The organism is Streptomyces sp. Act143, from assembly GCF_003143935.1.
GTDB lineage: Bacteria > Actinomycetota > Actinomycetes > Streptomycetales > Streptomycetaceae > Streptomyces.
In genome coordinates, this window is the sequence record NZ_QFRX01000001.1 from 7,722,992 (window position 1) to 7,736,496 (window position 13,505).

Annotated in this window: 14 protein-coding genes; 4 read left to right on the forward strand and 10 right to left on the reverse strand. The window is 71.6% G+C overall.

The window, feature by feature from the left end; translation table 11 throughout:
* Positions 1-155 precede the first annotated feature (155 nt).
* A complete protein-coding gene (locus DI272_RS35255) occupies positions 156-413 on the reverse strand; it encodes a hypothetical protein (protein ID WP_109499232.1) in 258 nt (85 codons plus the stop codon).
* Between the two features lie 123 nt (positions 414-536).
* Positions 537-1,946, reverse strand: a complete 1,410-nt coding sequence (gene glnA / locus DI272_RS35260) for a type I glutamate--ammonia ligase (RefSeq protein WP_109499233.1) — start codon at positions 1,944-1,946, stop codon at positions 537-539.
* A gap of 199 nt (positions 1,947-2,145) precedes the next feature.
* Between glnA and DI272_RS35265 the strand changes: the two genes are divergently transcribed.
* Positions 2,146-2,616, forward strand: a complete 471-nt coding sequence (locus DI272_RS35265; RefSeq protein WP_109499234.1) for an RDD family protein — start codon at positions 2,146-2,148, stop codon at positions 2,614-2,616.
* Between the two features lie 63 nt (positions 2,617-2,679).
* Here the strand turns inward: DI272_RS35265 and DI272_RS35270 are convergent, their stop codons facing one another.
* From DI272_RS35270 to lipB, 4 genes are all read right to left on the reverse strand, one after another.
* A complete protein-coding gene (locus DI272_RS35270; RefSeq protein ID WP_109499235.1) occupies positions 2,680-3,381 on the reverse strand; it encodes a DUF4191 domain-containing protein in 702 nt (233 codons plus the stop codon).
* 62 nt (positions 3,382-3,443) lie between these two features.
* Entirely contained in the window at positions 3,444-3,644 is a 201-nt protein-coding gene (locus DI272_RS35275; RefSeq protein WP_109499236.1) for a hypothetical protein, read from the reverse strand.
* A gap of 280 nt (positions 3,645-3,924) precedes the next feature.
* Positions 3,925-4,890, reverse strand: a complete 966-nt coding sequence (gene lipA / locus DI272_RS35280; protein WP_109499237.1) for a lipoyl synthase — start codon at positions 4,888-4,890, stop codon at positions 3,925-3,927.
* 122 nt (positions 4,891-5,012) lie between these two features.
* Positions 5,013-5,810 (reverse strand): lipoyl(octanoyl) transferase LipB, encoded by a 798-nt coding sequence (gene lipB / locus DI272_RS35285; protein WP_109499238.1) that lies wholly within the window; start codon positions 5,808-5,810, stop codon positions 5,013-5,015.
* A gap of 224 nt (positions 5,811-6,034) precedes the next feature.
* Between lipB and DI272_RS35290 the strand changes: the two genes are divergently transcribed.
* The gene (locus DI272_RS35290) at positions 6,035-7,468 is read left to right on the forward strand and encodes a regulator (protein WP_109499239.1); all 1,434 of its coding nucleotides are present in this window, start codon (positions 6,035-6,037) and stop codon (positions 7,466-7,468) included.
* A 75-nt stretch (positions 7,469-7,543) separates the two neighbouring features.
* On the opposite strand, the gene DI272_RS35295 is transcribed toward DI272_RS35290, so the two are convergent.
* Together DI272_RS35295 and DI272_RS35300 are read right to left on the reverse strand one after the other, a co-directional pair.
* Positions 7,544-8,971: an NAD(P)/FAD-dependent oxidoreductase gene (locus tag DI272_RS35295; protein ID WP_109499240.1), complete on the reverse strand. Its 1,428-nt coding sequence runs from the start codon at positions 8,969-8,971 to the stop codon at positions 7,544-7,546.
* Positions 8,972-9,155: 184 nt separating this feature from the next.
* Positions 9,156-10,052 (reverse strand): TIGR01777 family oxidoreductase, encoded by an 897-nt coding sequence (locus DI272_RS35300; RefSeq protein WP_109501223.1) that lies wholly within the window; start codon positions 10,050-10,052, stop codon positions 9,156-9,158.
* Positions 10,053-10,127: 75 nt separating this feature from the next.
* Here DI272_RS35300 and DI272_RS35305 point away from each other — a divergent pair, with 75 nt between their 5' ends.
* Positions 10,128-10,616 carry a GNAT family N-acetyltransferase gene (locus DI272_RS35305; RefSeq protein WP_109499241.1) on the forward strand — a complete coding sequence of 163 codons (489 nt, stop codon included), beginning with the start codon at positions 10,128-10,130 and terminating at the stop codon, positions 10,614-10,616.
* A gap of 169 nt (positions 10,617-10,785) precedes the next feature.
* Here the strand turns inward: DI272_RS35305 and DI272_RS35310 are convergent, their stop codons facing one another.
* Positions 10,786-11,427, reverse strand: coding sequence for a TetR/AcrR family transcriptional regulator (locus DI272_RS35310; RefSeq protein WP_258314780.1), 642 nt, complete (start codon positions 11,425-11,427; stop codon positions 10,786-10,788).
* 82 nt (positions 11,428-11,509) lie between these two features.
* Here DI272_RS35310 and DI272_RS35315 point away from each other — a divergent pair, with 82 nt between their 5' ends.
* The gene (locus DI272_RS35315) at positions 11,510-12,295 is read left to right on the forward strand and encodes an SDR family NAD(P)-dependent oxidoreductase (RefSeq protein ID WP_109499243.1); all 786 of its coding nucleotides are present in this window, start codon (positions 11,510-11,512) and stop codon (positions 12,293-12,295) included.
* 11 nt (positions 12,296-12,306) lie between these two features.
* Here the strand turns inward: DI272_RS35315 and DI272_RS35320 are convergent, their stop codons facing one another.
* Positions 12,307-13,491: a MarP family serine protease gene (locus DI272_RS35320; RefSeq protein WP_109499244.1), complete on the reverse strand. Its 1,185-nt coding sequence runs from the start codon at positions 13,489-13,491 to the stop codon at positions 12,307-12,309.
* Positions 13,492-13,505: the final 14 nt, after the last annotated feature.

The window sequence follows — 13,505 nt, forward strand, 5'->3', positions numbered from 1 at the left end:
CCCCCCCCCCGCTCCCCGCACTCCGCGAGCCCGCTGACGGCCCCCGGCGTCACCCCGGCACCGGCACACCGCTGCCGGTACCAGGCGGCAGGATCACCCCCGCCCGCCGCACCACATACCTCGCACGGGCCCGCACCCGCCCCTCAGCGCCCCGCCTAGTACGGCGCCCGGAACCCGCTGTACCCCAGCACCACGATGACCACCGCCACGATCCCGAACACGAGCGCCGCGGACCCCCAGCCGGAGCGGGGGCGGGACACGTGGTCCGGGTCGGCGCGGAACGGCTGCGGCTGCGGAGGGTTGTCCTTCCAGCGGGCGGCCAGCATCCGGGCCCGCGCCGAGGGCTCCTTCAGCTCGGCGGCATCGGCCCAGCGGATGTCGAACTCCCGTTCCTCGTCGTCCCGTTCGGGCATGTCCGTGACCCCCGTCAGCTTTCTTCGAACAGTCGTGCCGGAAACCATACGACGGCGCCCCCGCACCTGGAAAACAGGGGCGGGGGCGCCGGGGTGAAGCTCATGCGTGACGCATGGGTCCGATCACACGTCGAAGTAGAGCTCGAACTCGTGCGGGTGCGGACGCAGCTGGAGCGGAGCGATCTCGTTCGCGCGCTTGAAGTCGATCCACGTCTCGATCAGGTCGGACGTGAAGACGTCACCGGCGAGCAGGAACTCGTGGTCGCGCTCCAGGGAGTCGAGGACGGCCGGAAGCGAGGTCGGGACCTGCGCCACGCTCGCGTGCTCCTCGGGAGCCAGCTCGTAGAGGTCCTTGTCGATCGGCTCGGCCGGCTCGATCTTGTTCTTGATGCCGTCCAGGCCCGCGAGCAGCAGCGCCGAGAACGCCAGGTACGGGTTGCCGGAGGAGTCGGGCGCACGGAACTCGACGCGCTTGGCCTTCGGGTTGGAGCCCGTGATCGGGATACGCATGGCCGCGGAGCGGTTGCGCTGCGAGTAGACGAGGTTGATCGGCGCCTCGAAGCCCGGCACCAGACGGTGGTACGAGTTCACCGTCGGGTTGGTGAAGGCGAGCAGCGACGGGGCGTGCTTGAGGATGCCGCCGATGTAGTAGCGGGCGGTGTCCGACAGACCCGCGTAGCCGGCCTCGTCGTAGAACAGCGGGTCGCCGTTGCTCCACAGCGACTGGTGGACGTGCATGCCCGAGCCGTTGTCACCGAAGATCGGCTTCGGCATGAAGGTCGCGGTCTTGCCGTTGCGCCAGGCCACGTTCTTCACGATGTACTTGAAGAGCTGGAGGTCGTCGGCCGCGGCGAGCAGCGTGTTGAACTTGTAGTTGATCTCGGCCTGGCCGGCGGTGCCGACCTCGTGGTGCTGGCGCTCGACCTTCAGGCCGGCCCGGTCCAGCTCCAGGGAGATCTCGGCGCGCAGGTCGGCGAAGTGGTCGACCGGCGGGACCGGGAAGTAGCCCCCCTTGTAGCGGACCTTGTAACCACGGTTGTCCTCCAGCGCGCCCGTGTTCCAGGCACCCGCCTCGGAGTCGATGTGGTAGAAGCTCTCGTTCGCCGAGGTGGCGAAGCGGACGGAGTCGAAGACGTAGAACTCGGCCTCGGGGCCGAAGTACGCGGTGTCGGCGATGCCCGTCGACGCGAGGTAGGCCTCGGCCTTCTTCGCCACGTTGCGCGGGTCACGGGAGTACTGCTCGCCCGTGATCGGGTCGTGGATGAAGAAGTTGATGTTCAGCGTCTTGTCGCGGCGGAAGGGGTCGACCCGGGCGGTCGACAGGTCCGCGCGCAGCGCCATGTCGGACTCGTGGATGGCCTGGAAACCGCGGATCGACGAACCGTCGAACGCGAGCTCCTCGTCCGGGTCGAACGCCTCGACGGGCACCGTGAAGTGCTGCATGACGCCCGGCAGGTCGCAGAAGCGGACGTCGACGAACTTGACGTCCTCGTCCGCGATGAACTTCTTGGCCTCGTCGGCGTTCTGGAACATCCAGCTCCTCCTACTCCCGACGGTTCCGTGCCGGGGTGGTAGTTCGTTCGTGCGGCCAGTGCGGTGGCACACGCTGTTCCCGACCCTAGGGACGGGTGATTTCTCAGGCGTGACCCATTTGTTTCGCACAAGTTAACCGGACACCTTCCGATCCACCCCACCTGTCCGTATCGCGAAACACGGGCAGTACGGTGGACGGGTGGATAAGAGGGAAGCAATCGGATCGTGGCTCTCCGGCCCCCGTGCGGCCGCCGAGGAAGCCGGTGTGGACTTCGGATACCGCGGTCAGCAGCTGGGGCTGCCCGAGGAGGGGCCGGGCTCCGTCGCCCGGCCGGGTCGGCGCCTCGGCGCACTGGCTGTCGACTGGGGGATGAGCATCCTGATTGCATCCCAGTTGATCACTCAGGGCTACGAGACCCCGACGACCTCGAACTGGGCGCTCCTGGTCTTCTTCGCGATGAGCGTCCTCACCGTCGGCACCATCGGCTTCACCCCGGGCAAGCGCATCTTCGGCCTCCGGGTCGTCGAGGTCGGCACCGGTCAGGTCAAGCCCCTGCGGGCCCTGCTGCGCTGCGTCCTGCTGTGCCTCGCCGTCCCGGCCCTGATCTGGGACCGCGACGGCCGCGGCCTGCACGACCGGCTGGCCCGCACGGTCGAGGTACGGATCTGAAGCTCGTACGGCGAAGGGGGCGCCGGGATCAGTCCCGGCGCCCCCTTCCCTGTCGGAGGTCGCTCAGCGCGCCTTCGGCCCGCCCTTCGGCAGCTTCATGCCCTTCGGCATCGGCCCCTTGGGGAGCGGCATGTTGCTCATCAGGTCGCCCATCGCCCGCAGCCGGTCGTTGGTGGCGGTCACCTGGGGGCCGGTCAGCACGCGCGGCAGCTTCAGCATCGAGGTGCGGAGCTTCTTCAGCGGGATCTGGCCCTCGCCCGTGCCGACGATCAGATCGTGCACCGGCACGTCCGCGACGATACGGTTCATCTTCTTCTTCTCGGCGGCCAGCAGGGTCTTCACCCGGTTCGGGTTGCCCTCCGCGACCAGCACGATGCCGGCCTTGCCGACGGCCCGGTGCACCACGTCCTGGCTGCGGTTCATCGCCACCGCGGGCGTCGTCGTCCAGCCCCGGCCGATGTTGTCGAGCACGGCCGCGGCGGCGCCCGGCTGTCCCTCCATCTGACCGAACGCGGCCCGCTCGGCCCGGCGCCCGAACACGATCGCCGTCCCGAGGAAGGCGAGCAGGAGGCCCAGGATGCCGAGGTAGATCGGATGACCGATCAGGAAACCGAACGCGAGAAAGACACCGAGGATCAGGAGGAAGACACCCGCGAGCACCAGACCGATCTTCTTGTCGGCCCTGCGGGTCATCTTGTACGTCAGGGCGATCTGCTTCAGACGCCCGGGGTTTGCGGCATCCGCCGCGCTGTCACTTCTCGCCATGCCACGAAGTCTACGTGGCCCCGGGAGCGCCGACGACGGCAGTCTCCCGACGGCGGCCGGCGTCACGGACGGGAGGCGAGCGCCTTGTCCAGGACCTGCTGGGCCTCGACCCGGTCCTTCGCGCGGCGGCGGTCCTCCAGGACGGACGTCCAGGCGTTGCGGCGGGCGGTGCGCTGGCCGCTGCTCATGAGCAGCGACTCGACGGCACGGAGTGCATCGGTGAATGACGGGATGGCGGTGGCGCGAACGGGCGCGGCCTGCATGATGGAGGTCCCCCCTCAGGGAATGGCGGCTTTGGCGAATGGTGCACGGGCTGTACAGCCAGGGTCACTGATTGGTGTTACCAGGGCGTGACCGACCGGTCAAACACCAATGAAGCCTTGATGCGCGGCCGGAAAACGCTGACGCGGCCCTGACGGCGCCCCCATCTGCGGGGACGCCCGGGGCCGCGTCAATCGGCCACTACCGGGCGGTAGTTGCTTGTGCTCGGATTCACACGATGCGGATGGCACCGAGTGCCATCCAGTCGTTTTCGAGCGGGTCTCAGACCGCCTGCGAGGCGATGAACGAACCGCGCTTCTCGATGGCCATCTGGTACAGCCGCCCGGCGCGGTAGGACGAGCGGACCAGCGGGCCGGACATCACTCCGGAGAACCCGATCTGCTCGGCCTCCTCCTTCAGCTCCACGAACTCCTGCGGCTTCACCCAGCGCTCCACGGGGTGGTGGCGCACGGAGGGCCGCAGGTACTGGGTGATGGTGACGAGCTCGCAGCCCGCGTCGTGCAGCTGCCGGAGCGCCTCGCTGACCTCCTCGCGGGTCTCGCCCATGCCGAGGATCAGGTTGGACTTGGTCACCAGGCCGAAGTCGCGGGCCTCGGTGATGACCTTCAGGGAGCGCTCGTAGCGGAAGCCGGGGCGGATGCGCTTGAAGATGCGGGGGACCGTCTCGACGTTGTGCGCGAAGACCTCGGGGCGCGACTCGAAGACCTCCTTCAGGAGCTCCGGGACGGCGTTGAAGTCCGGGGCGAGCAGCTCGACCTTGGTGTGGCCGCCCTCGCGCTGCGCGGTCTGCCGGTGGATCTGGCGCACGGTCTCGGCGTACAGCCAGGCGCCGCCGTCCTCCAGGTCGTCGCGGGCGACGCCGGTGATGGTGGCGTAGTTCAGGTCCATGGTGACCACGGACTCGCCCACGCGGCGCGGCTCGTCGCGGTCGAGCGCCTCGGGCTTGCCGGTGTCGATCTGGCAGAAGTCGCAGCGCCGGGTGCACTGGTCGCCGCCGATGAGGAAGGTCGCCTCGCGGTCCTCCCAGCACTCGTAAATGTTGGGACAGCCGGCTTCCTGGCAGACGGTGTGCAGACCCTCGCTCTTCACGAGCTTCTGCATGGCCGTGTACTCGGGACCCATTTTCGCCCGGGTCTTGATCCACTCGGGCTTGCGCTCGATGGGGGTCTGGGCGTTCCGGACCTCCAGGCGCAGCATCTTGCGTCCGTCGGGTGTGACTGCGGACACATCGGCTCCCTGCTGATTGGCTTGCGTAGTCTTCGATTCTTCGGCGTACACCAGCGTACGCCCGTGCTTCTACAGCCCCGCTTCCAGGCCAACCCCGCTCACGCGGGACTGATTCCCGGTTCTCAGGCGGTCGCCTTCTCGATCTCCCGCGGTTTCAGCTCCGCGTTCTCCAGTACGTCCCGCAAGTGCCGCTCCACCACCGGCAGCACCTCGTCGATCGTCACGTCCCGGCCCAGCTCGTTGGCGAGCGAGGCGACCCCGGCGTCCCGGATCCCGCACGGGATGATCCGGTCGAACCAGGTGTTGTCCGGGTTCACGTTGAACGCGAAACCGTGCATCGTGACGCCCTTGGCGACCCGGATGCCGATCGCCGCGATCTTGCGGTCCTCGCGCCGCTGCCCGGCGTTGGACGGGGCGTACTCGGGCCCGTTCATCCGCGGGTCGAACTCCTCGTCGGTGAGACGGGGGTCGAAGTCCAGCGACAGCCCGCCGAGGGCCGGACGCTGCTCCACCGGGTCGCCGAGCACCCATACGCCACTGCGGCCCTCGACCCGCGTGGTCTCCAGCCCGAACTCCGCGCAGGTGCGGATCAGGGCCTCCTCGAGGCGTCGTACGTGCGCCACGACGTCCACCGGACGCGGCAGCTTCTGGATGGGGTAGCCCACCAGCTGCCCCGGGCCGTGCCAGGTGATCTTGCCGCCGCGGTCCACGTCGACGACCGGCGTGCCGTCCAGGGGGCGCTCGCTGTCCGCGGTGCGCCGGCCGGCCGTGTACACCGGCGGGTGTTCGAGCAGGAGCACGGTGTCGGGGACCTCGTCCGCGAACCGGGCCGCGTGCACCCGGCGCTGTTCGTCCCACGCCTCCTGGTACTCGACGGCGTCCGCGCCGAACCCCATCCGGACGAACCGCAACTCACTCACGGCAAGCGCCTCCCTAGCACGACCGTCTGTCGTAAGGCACGAAACGTGCCTACGCCACTGTACGACTCGCCGTCACGCGTCAGCCGTGCGGTCAATCCTCACACGATCGGATGAACGAGCGTCGAAGTGTGCGATCGTCTGCTCACTCTCCGCTACATTCACGCCGTTCTATAGAGGCCATAAGGGCTGCCGACAGGCAATCCGGGCAGGAGACACCACCGCAGATGACGGAACGACCCGCGCAGCGCACTCCCAACCGCCAGCTCGCCGCGCTCATCGCAGAAGCGGGGTTCTCCAACGCGGGACTCGCCCGTCGAGTCGACCAGCTCGGTCTCGAACACGGGCTTGATCTGAGATACGACAAGACGTCGGTCACCCGGTGGCTGCGCGGCCAGCAGCCCCGCGGCACCACCCCCGCCCTCATCGCCGAGGTCTTCACCCGCCGCCTCGGCCGCCGCCTGAGCGCCCAGGACCTGGGGCTGGACGCCTGCGCGCCGGTCTACGCGGGCCTGGAGTTCGCGGCCACCCCCGAGGAGGCCGTCGACATCGTCAGCGGGCTGTGGCGCAAGGACTCCGGAAGCCACGCCGAACTCCGCAAGATCGCCTTCACCCCGGCGGGCCTCGTCGTCCCCAGCCGCGACTGGCTGATCGGCCGGGCCGACGACAAGGTGGCCCGGGGCGAGCCCCCGCTCCGGGTGCCCGCTCAGGGCCGGCCCGTCGTACCCCGCCAGCGCGGCGCCGAACGCGGCCCCGGCCAGAAGGTCACCGGCGGCGACATCGCGGCGCTGCGCTCGGTCGGCGAGCTGTTCCGCTCCCTCGACGACATGTACGGCGGCGGTCACGCCCGCCAGGCCCTCGTGCGCTACCTGGAGCACGAGTGCGAGCCGATGCTGCGCGGCACCTACGGCGAGCAGACCGGCCGCCGCCTGTTCGCGGCCGCCGCCGATCTGACCCGGCTCGCGGGCTGGACGTCGTACGACATCGCGGCGCACGGCCTCGCGCAGCGGTACTTCGTGCAGTCGCTGCGGCTCGCGCAGGCCGCGGGGGACCGGGCCTACGGGTCGTACGTGCTGATCACGATGAGCCGCCAGGCGGTCTATCTCGGGCACGGGCGCGAGGCGGTGCAGCTCGCGCGGGTGGCCCAGCAGGGGCTCGGGACCAATGCCCCGCCGGTGGTGCAGGCGCTGCTGCACTCCGTCGAGGCGCGCGGGCACGGGGTGCTCGGCGAGGTGCGCAACTGCACGGCCGCGCTGGTCCGTGCCGAGCGCGCGCTGGAGGCGGCCCGGCCCGGTGACGAGGTCCCGTACTGGGCGCGCTTCTTCGACGAGGCGCAGCTCGCCGACGAGTTCGGGCATGCGCACCGGGACCTTCAGCAGTTCCGCGCGGCGGCGCAGCATGCCGAGCGGTCGTTGCAGCTGCGGGCACCGGCCTACGCCCGCAGCCGCCTGTTCTGCCGGGTCGTGCTGGCCTCCGCCCGCCTGGGCCTGGGCGAACTCGACCAGGCCTGCGCGCTGGGCGCGGAGGCGGCCGGTGCCGCCGCGGAGATGCGGTCGGTGCGGGCGATCGAGTACGTGAAGGATTTCGAGCGGAGGCTGGAGCCGTACAAGGACGCGGCGCCGGTACGGGGGTACCGGGACAAGGTCGCCGTGTTCGGGTAGCGCCGTGGCGCCGGCGGTCGGGTGCCGGGCGCGGGGGTGCTGCGGCTGGTCGCGCAGCTCCCCGCGCCCGGGGGTCTAGGCGGCCTTTGCCGCGGGGAGCGGGTCGGCCCGGTGCATCGAGCCTGCCGCGCCCAGGTCCGCCAGCAGCGCCGACGCGGCCCTGTGCGCCGAATGCAGCGCCCCCTGGACCGTGCTGGTGTCCCGGTGGTCGCCGCACACGTACAGGCCCGCCAGCAGGCGCACCGGGCGGCGCAGGTCGTGCGGGGCGCGCATGGTCGGGACCGCCTCCGGGGTGTGGTGCACGGCGAGGGTCTCCCAGCGGGCCGTCGAGGTGCCGTAGAGGCGGGACAGGTGCATGCGTACGGCGGTCTCGACGTCCGGCGGGGGCGGGCCCAGGACCGTCGACGAGATCAGGGCGCGGCCCGCGGGGGCGCGGCTCGGGTCCACCTGGCTGACCACCGCCGTGTGCGCCACGGGGCCGCCGCGGTCCGCGTCCAGCAGCAGCGCGGTCCCGGTCTCCGGCGGCTCGTCGGTGGTGTGGTGGACCACCGTCACCTGGTGGAAGTCCGGTATGCGCAGGCCCGGCAGCAGCTCCGCGGCGGCGCGCGCGTCGGTCGCCAGGAGCACCGCGCGGCAGCGGAACTCGCCGTGTTCCGCGGTGGTCACCGTGTTCGTCGAGACCGAGGTGACCCGGACGCCGGTGTGCACCGTCCCCGGCGGCAGCGAGCGTGCCAGCAGCTCCGGCAGGACCTCGGCCCCGCCCTCCGGCACACCCAGCCGGCCGCCCGCGAAGGCCCGCAGCGCGAGGTCGGCGCACCGGCTGGACGTCGTCAGTTCCGGGTCGCACAGCAGGGCGGCGAGCAGCGGACGCAGGAACCCGTCGATCGTGCGGGCGGGCAGGCCGCGGGCGGCGAGGGCGCGGGCGGCGGGGAGCTCGGGGCGGGCGAGGAGGCGTTCGACGGGCGCGTTCGCGATCCGGGCCAGGGCGGCGCCGAGACGGGCCTGGTCGACGGCGGTGCCCAGCGGTGCGGTGCCGCTCCGGGGGACCGCCGCCGGGCGGGACGTGGGGCGGGGCGTGGGGCGGGACGTAGGACGGGGGGCGCTCGCCAGGGCGCGTACGGCGTGGAGTGCGCCCCTCGCGCCCCGCGCGCTCCTCGTGCTCCGCATGCTCGGTGCGGCGCTCCTCGTGTTCGCCGGGGTGGCGCCCGCGCGATGGTGGCGTCCGTCGCTGTGCAGCAGGACGCCGGGGGCGAAGGGGCGCAGCACCAGCCCGTCGAGCCCCGGCGTCAGGCGCAGTTCGGGATACGCCGTGGACAGCAGCTGCCCGATGCGGTCGAGCCGGAAGCCGTCGACCTTCTCCGTCGACATACGGCCCCCCACGCCATGGGCGGCCTCCAGAACTGCGGTCGTCACTCCTGCGCTGGTCAGCCGATGCGCCGCGGAGAGCCCGGCGACCCCGGCTCCCACGATCACGACGTCCGCCTGGTACGCGGGCTCAAGCACGTGCCCCTCCTCGAGGTTTGCGCGGCCGGTGCAGACGTCATGCCCCCAACCGGCTCCGGGGATACCCGAGTTCGGCTTGAGGTTAAGGCCGTGATCGGTCAGGGACAGTCGCGCATCGACAGGGCACGGTCGCACAGCGGTCGCATACGGACGTCTTTTGTCAGTGCCGCGCTCCCGGGGTGTTTCACAGGGCGGCTTTCAGCGCCCCCTCGATCTCCGGGAACGCGAAGACGAACCCCGACTCCAACAGCCGCTTCGGCACCACCCGTTGGCTGCCCAGCACATCCCCGGCCATCTCCCCGAGCACGGTCCGCAGCACCGCCTCCGGCACCGGGAAGAGCGTCGGCCGGTGCAGCACGCGCCCCATCGCCTCGGTGATCTCCCGGTTGGTCAGCGGGGTGGGCGCGGTGAGGTTGAACGGTCCCGACAGGCCGTCGGTGTCGATGAGATGCCGGATGGCCGCCACCTCGTCGTGCAGCGCGATGAACGACCAGTACTGCCGCCCGTCGCCCAGCCGCCCCCCGAGCCCGGCCTTGAACAACGGGAACAGCCGCCCCCACGCCCCGCCCCCGCGCGCCACCACCAGCCCGGTCCGGGTGAACACCGTTCGTACGCCTGCCTCCTGGGCCGGAGCCGCCGCACCCTCCCACTCCACGCACACCTCGGGCAGGAAGCCCTCGCCGGGCGGCGCGCTCTCGTCCACGATCCGGTCGCCGGTCTCGCCGTAATAGCCCATCGCGCTGCCGTTGACGAAGACCCGCGGGGGCTCGTCGAGCGAGGCGACCGCCTTCGCGAGCGCCGCCGTGCCGTGCACCCGGCTGGAGCGGATACGGGCCTTGTACGCGTCCGTCCAGCGCCGGTCCCCGACCCCGGCGCCGGCGAGGTTCACCACCGCGTCGCACCCCGCGAGCCCGGCCGTGTCCACCTGCCCGCCCGCGGGGTCCCAGCGGACCTCGTCCTCGTCCCTCGGTGTCCGCCGCACCAGGCGCACCACCTCATGACCGTCCGCCGTCAGTGACTTCACCAGGGCACTGCCGATGAGACCGGACGCCCCGGCGACCGCGATTCGGGAAGGTTGCATGACGCCCATTCTGCGCCCGGCGTGCGCGGAAAACCCGTCGCCGCGGAGTGTTGTCCTCGTCATAGGGTGGCGGCCATGTCCGAGCCGTACATACGCTGCGCCCTGCCCGACGACGACGAGGAGCTGGGGCGTCTCGACCGCGCGACCTGGTCGCCGCTGCACGCGGTCATGCCCGAACCGCAGCCGCCCTACGAGCCGTTCTTCGACGAGCGGCACCGCCCCGACGACCATCTGGTCGCCGAGCTCGACCGCCGCATCGTCGGTTATGTCCGGCTGGGATTCCCCACCTCGCTCGCCGCGAACGCCCACGTCCGCCAGATCCAGGGCCTCGCCGTCGCCGAAGAGGCCCGCGGGCGGGGCGTCGGCCGGGCCCTGATCCGCGCGGTCACCGAAGAGGCCCGCCGCCGCGGCGCCCGCCGCCTCACTCTTCGCGTCCTCGGCCACAACACCCCGGCCCGCAAACTCTACGAGGCCGAGGGCTTCGTGGTGGAGGGCGTGCTGCCGGAGGAGTTCCTGCTGGACGGCGCCTACGTCGACGACGTGTTCATGGGGCGAAGTCTCTGACCTGGTCGGCTTCGGCGGCCGCGCGACGCCTGCGCACGACGCGGAAGAGCACGGCCCCCGCCACCAGCAGGGAGATCAGGAAGAAGACGGGCAGTGTCATGTGCCCAGGGGTACGCCGGTGCGGGCGCCCGGCCATGGCATTGGGCCGTACGAGGGCCCGGTCGGTCCGTCACCGGCCGGGTCGGTCCGTCAACAGGCGCATGCCGCCCATGAGTTCCCGCAGACAGCGCACGGCCAGCCCGGCGGGTGAGCCCGGCCCGGTCACGCCGGCGTCCGTCGCGGCCCAGGTCTCCAGCGCCACCCGGATCGCGTCGGTCGCCGCGGCGGCCGCCAGGCGTACCGCCATCGGGTCCGCGTCCGGCCCCGCGAGCCCGGCGATGATCCCGACGAGCTTCTCCTCCGACTCCTGGTTCACCCGGTACCAGACGGCCCGCAGCGCCGGGTCGGCCACCGCCGCCCGCAGCAGCGCCCGTGTCTGCAGCAGTCCCTCCGCCGCGCGTTCGTCGGACGCCGCCAGCGACTCCTCGACCGCCCGCTCCAGCGCGTCCGGGAGCCCCGCCCCGGGTTCCGACCCCGCCAGCAGCTCCCGCCAGCGGTCCGCGCCGCGCGCGAGCAGCGGCCCCACGGCGTCCTGCTTGTTGCGGAAGTACCGGTAGAAGGTGCGCAGCGCGACCCCGGCCCGCTCGGCGATGTCCTCCGCGGTGGTGTGGTCCGGCCCGCGCTCGGTGAAGAGTTCGGCGGCGGCCCGTGCGATGTCCAGCTGGGTCGCGGCCTTGCGGCGCTCGGTCAGTGAGGGCGGCTTGGTGCTCACCGGGGAAGCGTAGCCGTTGCGCGTTGAACGACAGATTCCGCAGCAATGGCAAAACGTGCCACCAAGGCGTACGGTGCACTCCATGAACCGTTACGAGAACCGACGCGCCCTCATCACCGGCGGCGGCTCCGGCATCGGCCAGGCCACCGTGCTGCGCCTGCTCGCCGAGGGCGGCCGGGTGGTCGCCGCCGACATCAGCGAAGCCGGACTGAAGGACACCGCCGAGAAGGCGGGCGCGCACGCCGGACGGCTGACCACCGTCGTCGTCGACATCGCCGACGAGACGTCGGTACGGGAGGCGGTGGCCCGCGCCGTCGACGCGCTCGGCGGCCTGGACGTGCTCGTCAACGCCGCCGGCATCCTGCGCTCCGCGCACACCCACGAGCAGAGCCTCGCCGACTTCGCCCGGATCGTCGCCGTCAACCTGACCGGCACCTTCCTGATGATCCGGGAGGCGATACCGGCCCTGCTGGCGGGCGACGCCCCGGCGGTCGTCAACTTCAGCTCCACCTCGGCGCAGTTCGCGCACCCGTACATGGCGGCGTACGCGGCCAGCAAGGGCGGCGTCCAGTCCATGACGCACGCCCTGGCCGCCGAGTACGGCAAGCAGGGCATCCGCTTCACCGCCGTGCAGCCCGGCTCCATCTCCTCCGGCATGACGGACGGCTCGGGCGCCAGCGGTCAGAGCGCCGGGCCCGGTCTGCCCGAGGACACCGACTGGAGCCTGTTCACCAAGCTCGCCCCGGCGCTGGGGGAGGGGTTCGCGGGCCCGGAGACCGTCGCGGGCGTGGTCGCGATGCTGGCGAGCGAGGACGGCCGGTTCATCACGGGCACGGAGATCCGCGTCGACGGCGGCACGCACTACTGACGTGCCGCCGCTCAGGAGGTGATCAGCTCACCCGTGTCCACCGGCGCCGTGGCGGTCGCCGCGCGCTCGGCGTCGGAGGCCACCTCGGCGGCGGTCAGGACGTACCCGGTCTCGTCGTCGGACGTCGAGCGGGCGAAGACCACGCCGTACACCTTGCCGTCCGTGGTCAGCAGCGGTCCGCCGGAGTTGCCGGGCCGGACCGTCGACCGGATCGAGTAGATCTCGCGGGTCACGCTCTCGTCGTTGTAGATGTTCTGCCCGTTCGCCCGGACCCGGTTGGCCACGGTGGCCGCCTGGAGGTCCAGGTCGCCGTCCTGCGGATAGCCGGCGACCACCGCGGAGTCGCCGCGCGAGGCACCGTCGTCGAACTTCAGCACCGGCGCCTTCAGGCCGGGCACGTACAGCACGGCCACGTCCTTGTCCGGATCGAAGAGCACGACCTGTGCCTCGTACGACCTGCCGACCCCGCCGATCCGCACGCTCGGCCGGTCGATGCCGGCCACCACGTGGGCGTTGGTCATCACATGCTCCCGGGCGTACACGAACCCGCTGCCCTCGCGGCCCTGGGTGCCGGAGGCGCCCTCGATCTTCACCGTGCTGACCTTGGCGGCGGTCGTGGCGGCGGCGGTCACGCTGTCGCCGGTGGGCTTGGCGACCCGGGCGGTGGACTCGTTCTCGAACGGGTTGAAGACCTGCGGGAAGCCCGCCTCGGTCAGCGCGGACGTGGCCCGCGAGAACCAGCCGGGCGTGGTGTCCGGCATCGCGTCCTGCACCGCGCCCAGCACCCGCGAGTCCCGGATCGAAGAGGTGAGCAGCGCCGACGAGGACGCGCCGAGCACGCTCGCGGCCACCCACGCCACGATCAGCACGGCGACCGAGTTGGCCGCGGCCCCGCCGATCCCGTCGGCGACCCTGAGCGGCCCCCGGTCCAGCTCCCGGCGCAGCCGCAGCGCCAGCCGCCCCGCCAGTTCGTGCCCCACCACGGCCGGGACCAGCACGGTCAGCACCGCGGTCACCGTCGCCGACGTGCTGCCCGGTGCCACCAGGTCCATCATCCAGGGCAGCACCCACACCCCGACGATCGCGCCGCCCACGAAACCGGCGAAGGAGACACAGCCGGCCATGAGGCCGCGCCGGTAACCGGACGCCGCGTAGGCCAGGACGGCCGCCACCAGCACGATGTCGAGCAGATCCACGGAGCCGCCTTTCT

Coding starts and splice junctions, on each gene's coding strand:
- DI272_RS35255 (WP_109499232.1), bottom strand. CDS start 413: ATGCCCGAACGGGACGACGAGGAACGGGAGTTCGACATCCGCTGGGCC.
- glnA (WP_109499233.1), bottom strand. CDS start 1,946: ATGTTCCAGAACGCCGACGAGGCCAAGAAGTTCATCGCGGACGAGGAC.
- DI272_RS35270 (WP_109499235.1), bottom strand. CDS start 3,381: ATGGCGAGAAGTGACAGCGCGGCGGATGCCGCAAACCCCGGGCGTCTG.
- DI272_RS35275 (WP_109499236.1), bottom strand. CDS start 3,644: ATGCAGGCCGCGCCCGTTCGCGCCACCGCCATCCCGTCATTCACCGAT.
- DI272_RS35290 (WP_109499239.1), top strand. CDS start 6,035: ATGACGGAACGACCCGCGCAGCGCACTCCCAACCGCCAGCTCGCCGCG.
- DI272_RS35300 (WP_109501223.1), bottom strand. CDS start 10,052: ATGCAACCTTCCCGAATCGCGGTCGCCGGGGCGTCCGGTCTCATCGGC.
- DI272_RS35305 (WP_109499241.1), top strand. CDS start 10,128: ATGTCCGAGCCGTACATACGCTGCGCCCTGCCCGACGACGACGAGGAG.
- DI272_RS35315 (WP_109499243.1), top strand. CDS start 11,510: ATGAACCGTTACGAGAACCGACGCGCCCTCATCACCGGCGGCGGCTCC.